General features: G+C 72.7%; 5 protein-coding genes. 2 read left to right on the top strand and 3 right to left on the bottom strand.

The window, feature by feature from the left end; translation table 11 throughout:
* Positions 1–171: 171 nt before the first annotated feature.
* Both ACFU9P_RS32315 and ACFU9P_RS32310 read right to left on the bottom strand, forming a co-directional pair.
* On the bottom strand, positions 172–1,359 hold the full coding sequence (locus tag ACFU9P_RS32315; protein ID WP_384087829.1) for a TerD family protein: 1,188 nt from the start codon (positions 1,357–1,359) through the stop codon (positions 172–174).
* A 92-nt stretch (positions 1,360–1,451) separates the two neighbouring features.
* Positions 1,452–2,261, bottom strand: coding sequence for an NAD-dependent epimerase/dehydratase family protein (locus ACFU9P_RS32310; RefSeq protein WP_384087774.1), 810 nt, complete (start codon positions 2,259–2,261; stop codon positions 1,452–1,454).
* A gap of 296 nt (positions 2,262–2,557) precedes the next feature.
* On the opposite strand from ACFU9P_RS32310, the gene ACFU9P_RS32305 reads away from it, so the two are divergent.
* Both ACFU9P_RS32305 and ACFU9P_RS32300 read left to right on the top strand, forming a co-directional pair.
* Complete coding sequence (locus ACFU9P_RS32305; RefSeq protein WP_384087771.1) at positions 2,558–3,553, top strand: 5-dehydro-4-deoxyglucarate dehydratase; 996 nt, start codon at positions 2,558–2,560, stop codon at positions 3,551–3,553.
* On the top strand, positions 3,550–4,725 hold the full coding sequence (locus ACFU9P_RS32300) for a hypothetical protein (protein ID WP_384087768.1): 1,176 nt from the start codon (positions 3,550–3,552) through the stop codon (positions 4,723–4,725). Before ACFU9P_RS32305 ends, ACFU9P_RS32300 begins: the two co-directional genes overlap by 4 nt.
* A gap of 54 nt (positions 4,726–4,779) precedes the next feature.
* Here the strand turns inward: ACFU9P_RS32300 and ACFU9P_RS32295 are convergent, their stop codons facing one another.
* The gene (locus tag ACFU9P_RS32295; protein ID WP_384087765.1) at positions 4,780–6,006 is read right to left on the bottom strand and encodes an MFS transporter; all 1,227 of its coding nucleotides are present in this window, start codon (positions 6,004–6,006) and stop codon (positions 4,780–4,782) included.
* Positions 6,007–6,060 lie beyond the last annotated feature (54 nt).

Here is a 6,060-nt window from a genome sequence, read left to right as displayed (position 1 = left end):
TCCCCCAAGCTCAACCTCCTTCTGCCCCCCCCCCGCCCCCTCCCCCCCTCTCTCCCCCGCTTTCCCCGAGCCCCCCCCCCCCCCCCGAGGAGGGACCGGGGGACCGTCTGCGACCCGGGCCGCCCAGCCCGGGCAGCCGCGATCCTGGGCCGCCCGGCCCGGGCCGCGCGGTCAGAGGATCTTCGCGGCGGGCTTCACCATGCCGCGGACCGTGCGGGACTTCACGAACTCGCCGAGACCGGTCATCTCCCACTCGCCCGAGAACTGCTTGATCAGTTTCGCCATCATCACCCCGGTCTGCGGCTCGGCGCTCGTCAGGTCGAAGCGCACCAGTTCCTCATCGGTGGCCGCGTCGATCAGCCGGCAGTACGCCTTGGCGACCTCGGTGAACTTCTGGCCCGAGAAGGAATTGACCGTGAACACCAGGCCCGTGGCATCGGCGGGCAGCCGGCCCAGGTCCACGACGATCACCTCGTCGTCGCCCGCGCCCTCGCCGGTCAGATTGTCGCCGGAGTGCTTGACGGCGCCGTTGAGGATGGACAGCTTGCCGAAGTAGCAACTGTCCAGGTGGTTACGGTTCGGCCCGTAGGCGATGACCGACGCGTCGAGGTCGATGTCCTTGCCGCGGTACGCGGGCTCCCAGCCCAGGCCCATCTTGACCTGGGAGAGCAGCGGGCGGCCGCCCTTGACCAGCGACACAGTCTGGTTCTTCTGGAGGCTCACCCGGCCCTTGTCCAGATTGATCTTCCCGCTGCCGGGCGCGGGTGCGGGAGCCGCTGCCGGGGCAGCCGCGGGGACCGGCGGCGCGGTCGCCGGAACAGGCGGTACGGGCGCGGCGGCCGGGGCCGCGGCGGGAACCGGGGCGGGCTCCTCCACCGAGACCCCGAAGTCGGTGGCGATCCCGGCCAGCCCATTGGCGTACCCCTGGCCGACGGCGCGGGCCTTCCACGCTCCGTTCCGCAGATAGATCTCCACGACCACGAGGGCGGTCTCGGTGCCCAGCTGTGGAGGGGTGAAGGTGGCCAGCGCGGCGCCCGAGGCGGCGTCGCGGATGGTGGCGGTGGGCTCGATGCCCTGGAAGCTCTGCCCCGCGGCGTCCGGGCTCGCGGTGACGACGATCTTCTCGATACCGGGCGGGACGGCGGTGGTGTCGACGACGATCGCGTCGGGCGCGGCGCCGCCGCCCGCGCGGTGGGTCACACCGGGGCCCGTCGGCTGGTTGTAGAAGATGAAGTCGTCGTCCGAGCGCACCTTGCCGTCGGCGGTGAGCAGCAGGCCCGATACGTCGAGCCGCACGGGCGCGGCGACGTCCACCGCCACATGGGTGGTGGGCAGGGGGATGTTCGAGCCGGGCGTCATAGCTGTCATGCCCGTCGTAACGAACGACCCCGCTTTGCCGTTCCCTTACCTTCCGCCATTCGCGTCGCCCCACCACGGGAGCCGGCAAGGCCTCAGTGCGGCCAGCGCGGCGGATTCGTCGTGAACTGACCGCCCAGATACGCGTGGTCCGGATTGTCCGGGTCCAGCGGCCCCTGCTCGGCGATGAGCTTCTCCGCGTACCGCTCCGAGTCGTCGAGCGGCTCGTACCCCAGCGCCCGCGCGCTCGTCAGGTCCCACCACAGCCGGGTGTTGGCGGAGGAGCCGTAGACGACGGTGTGGCCGACGCTCTCGGCGGTGAGCGCGGCGTGGAAGAGCCGGGCGCAGTCCTCGGGGCTCAGCCAGACGGAGAGCATACGGACGGTGCTGGGCTCGGCGAAGCAGGAGCCGATCCGTACGGAGACGGTCTCCAGGCCGTGCAGGTCCCAGTAGAGCTGGGCGAGATCCTCGCCGAAGCACTTGGACAGCCCGTAGTACGTGTCGGGGCGGCGCGGGGTGTCGACCGGGATCAGGGGGTCGTCGCCCCGGGGGCGCGGGGTGAAGCCCACCGCGTGGTTGCTGGAGGCGAAGACCGTACGCCGTACACCCTCCACGCGGGCCGCCTCGTACAGGTTGTACGTCCCCTGGATGTTGGCGCGCAGGATCTTGTCGAAGGTGGACTCCAGGGAGATGCCCGCGAGATGGATGATCGCGTCGACACCCCGTACGGCCTCCCGCAGCGCCTCCGTGTCCGCGAGATCGGCGGTGATGGCGTCCGGCTCGCCCTCGACGGGGTTGGCGTCGAAGAGCCGCAGTTCGTAGCCGTACGCGGGCAGCAGGCCCCGCATCAGGGTGCCGAGGCCGCCGGCGGCGCCGGTGAGCAGAACGGTACGGGGAGCGGGCATGGGGGAATCTCCTCGGCGGGCGTGGATCCATGGACCGGCGGGCTCGGATCCATGGATCGGCGGGCTCAAAAGATGCTCAGATCCGTAGACATCATTCACATGCGTGGACACGCTAAGGAGTGGAGGACGGCAGCGTCAAGTGTGGCGCGGAGGCCGCGAATCCGTCCCTGAGTTGCGGTTTCTCGTCTTGACCTGCGGCGCGCGGCTGCCCTAGCGTGGCGTTGTTCAGGGATATGGACATCGATCAGAATTGTGCACGAGCGTTCGGCGCTCGCTGCATGGCCAAGGGAGCGCTCGTGACCTCAGCCCCGCTCGCCGCACGCCTCACCCGCGTGGCCGGGCCGCTGTTCTTCCCCGTCACCGCGTACGGGCCCGACGGCGCCCTCGACCTCGGCGCCTTCCGCGCGCATGTCGGAGCGGGGGTCGAGGCGGGCGCCGCCGCGGTCTTCGCGTGCTGCGGCACCGGCGAGTTCCACGCCCTCACCCCGGAGGAGTTCCGCGCCTGCGTCGCCGCGGCCGTCGAGGAGACCGCGGGCCGGGTGCCGGTCGTGGCGGCGACCGGGTACGGCACGGCACTCGCGGTCGAGTACGCGCGGATCGCCGAGGAGGCGGGCGCCGACGGGCTGCTCGCCATGCCTCCCTATCTGGTCGTCGCCGGCCAGGAGGGGCTGGTACGCCACTACACCGCGCTGGCCGCGGCCACCTCCCTCGACACCATCGTCTACCAGCGCGACAACGCGATCTTCACGCCCGCGACCATCGTCGAACTCGCCGGGGTGGAGCGCATCATCGGCCTCAAGGACGGGTACGGCGACCTCGATCTGATGCAGCGGACCGTCAGCGCCGTACGGAGCGAGCGGCCCGGCCGGGAGTTCCTGTTCTTCAACGGGCTGCCCACCGCCGAACTCACCGGCCTCGCCTACCGCGGGATCGGCATCACCCTCTACTCCTCGGCGGTCTTCGCCTTCGCCCCCGACATCGCCCTCGCCTTCCACCGCGCGCTGACCACCGGCGACGACGAGACGGTCAACCGGCTGCTCGACGGCTTCTACGTACCGCTGGTCGAACTGCGCAACCAGGGGCGCGGATACGCCGTGTCGCTGGTCAAGGCGGGGGTACGGCTCGGGGGGCTGGACGTCGGAGAGGTACGGCCGCCGCTGAGCGAGCCCCACCCCGACCATGTCAAGGCGCTCGCGGTCCTGATCGAACGCGGCCGGGCACTGCTTCCGGAAGACACGGCGCTCTCCGGCGGCAGCAGCGCGGACGGCCGGGGTGCGGAGGCGGGCCGGTGAGGGCCTCCGTCTTTCTCTACCCCTGGGACGTGGTGGGCGACCCGGACGCCCCCGCCAGGATCGCGGACCTCGGCGTCCAGCAGGTCACCCTCGCCTCCGCCTACCACTCCACCCGCGCACTGACCCCCCGTCACCCGCGCCGTCGCATCGTCACCGCCGAGCACGCCGCCGTCCTCTACCCGCCGGACCCCGGCCGCTGGGCGGGCCATGAGCTGCGCCCGTACCCGGCGGGCGACTGGGCGCCCGGCGACGCCCACGGGGAGGCCGCCGCCGCGCTGGCCGACGCGGGGCTCGATGTCCACACCTGGGTGATCCTCGCGCACAGCTCCCGCCTCGGCGCCGAGCGCCCCGGCACCTCCGTGGTCAACGCCTACGGCGACCGCTACCCCTGGGCGCCCTGTATCGCACAGCCCGCCGTCGCCGCGTATCTGGCCGAGCTGGCGGCGGAGGCCGCCGTACGCCCCGGCGCGCACGGCACCGAACTGGAGTCCTGCGGCTGGTACGGGCTCGCGCATCTGCACGCCCACGACAAGATCGCGGGCGTCGGCCTCGGCGACGCGGCGCAGTATCTGATGTCGCTCTGCTTCTGCCCGGTCTGCCGGGAGGGGTACGAGGGGCTCGGCGCGGACCCGGACGAACTGGCCGCCGCCGTACGGCGCGCGCTGGAGCCCGGCTGGGCCACCGGTTCCGCGGACGCCGGACGGCCCGCCGTCGAGAAGCTCCTCGGCGCGGACCTCGCCGCCGTCACCTTCGACTGGCGCGGCGGAACAGCCCGGGCGCTCCAGGAAGCGGCGGTCGCGGCGGTACGGGCGGAGGCCGCGCCTGGCTTCCAGGTGCTGCTGCACGCCGACCCGGTGCCGTACCACACGGGTGCCAATGCGGGTGTGGATCCGGCGCACATACTGGGGGTCGCGGACGGGGTCGTCCTGCCCTGCTCCGGCGGCGCGGCCGAAGCGATGCTGACTCCCTTCGCCGCGCACCGCACCGACTCGTCCGTGCTGGCCGCCAACTTCAATGTCGTCGGCGGCATGGGCGGCAGCCCGGCGACACTCGCCGAGGACGCCGCGCGGGCCGCCGAACTGGGGGCGAGCGAACTGCGGCTCTACCACGCGGGTCTGGCCTCCGACACCGACCTGGCGGCGGTCACGGCGGCGCTCTCACGGCTGGGGTGAGCCATGCACCTCGGGTGAGCCATGTGCCTGCGGTGACTCATGCGCCCAGGTGAGTCATGGCCGCCGGCCGGCGGCGCCACGGAGCAGGGCGAGCGCGGTGAGCAGTCCGGCCGCCCCGGTCGTCAGCAGGAGTACGGCGAGGTCGACAAAGGCGATCAGGCCCGCGCCCAGCCCCAGCGCCACCGCGTTCGGCACATAGATCAGGGTGTTGGCGGTGGCGGCGGTCCGGCCGAGCACCGGATCGGGGATCTCGCGCTGCACCGCCGTCAGCGCGGCGATCAGCACACAGGGCAGCCCGAGCCCCACCCCCGCGGCGCTCGCCAGCGCCACCGTGTCGTACGGCAGCGCCCGCGCCCCGACCGACAGCGCGAACAGAGCGATCCCCGCCGCCGCGAACACCCGCTCGGGCAGCCGCCGCAGCAGCGGTCCCGCGAGAAGTCCGATTACCACGGAACCGGCGCCCTGCACCGCGTACAGCGGCCCGACGAAGGCGGGGGAGTGGCCGAGGTTCCGGTCGACGACCGCGTATATCGCGGCGCCGTTGATCCCGGCGAGCAGCATCGTCACCCCGGCGGCGAGCACGAGCGGGCGTACGGCGGGGGCCGCCCGCAGCCGCCGGAACCCCTCGGCGGTGCCCGCGAGGACGTTGCCCGCGAGCCGTGCGGAAGCCCGCGGGGCCGGGGGCTCCTCCCGTACCCGCATCAGCGCGAACAGCCCGGCGGCCAGCGCGAAGGTCGCCGCGTCCAGCAGCGCGACGGGACCGCCGCCGAACCGGGCGAAGAGACCCGCGCCGACGAGCGGCGCGAGCAGCTTCATGCCCTCGTTGGCCGTCATCCGCAGCCCGTTGAAGCTCCCCAGCAGCCGCTTGTCGACCGCCGTCGCGACCAGGGCGGTCTCCGCCGCGTCCTGGACGACCCCGCTCGCCCCGTATACGAACAGCACGCCGTAGAGGATCCAGACACGGTCCGCCGAGTCGACGGCGAGCAGCAGGGGCAGCAGGGCCGCCATACCGAGGTTGCAGCCGATCAGCAGCGGCCTTCTGCGGACCCGGTCGGCGACCGTCCCCAGCAGCGGACCCACCAGCGTCGGCGCCCACATCACGAACACGGTCAGCGCGGCCAGACTGTCCGAGCCGGTCAGCGACTTGGCCCAGACACCGGCGGCCAGCCACATCGCGGACGTACCGAAACCGGACACCACCACCGCGGACAGATACAGCCCGGCGGTGCGGTCCCGCAGCACGCCTCCGGCCCCTACGCCTCCGGCCCTCGCACCCATCATGTCCGCCGTGTCCTCCGCTCTGTCACCCGCCGTCGGTACGGGCGTCAGAGTGGC

The sequence above is a fragment of the Streptomyces sp. NPDC057617 genome (assembly GCF_042800555.1).
GTDB lineage: Bacteria > Actinomycetota > Actinomycetes > Streptomycetales > Streptomycetaceae > Streptomyces.
The sequence above is the reverse complement of the archived record's forward strand: the minus strand, read 5'-3'. Positions and strand labels throughout refer to the sequence as shown.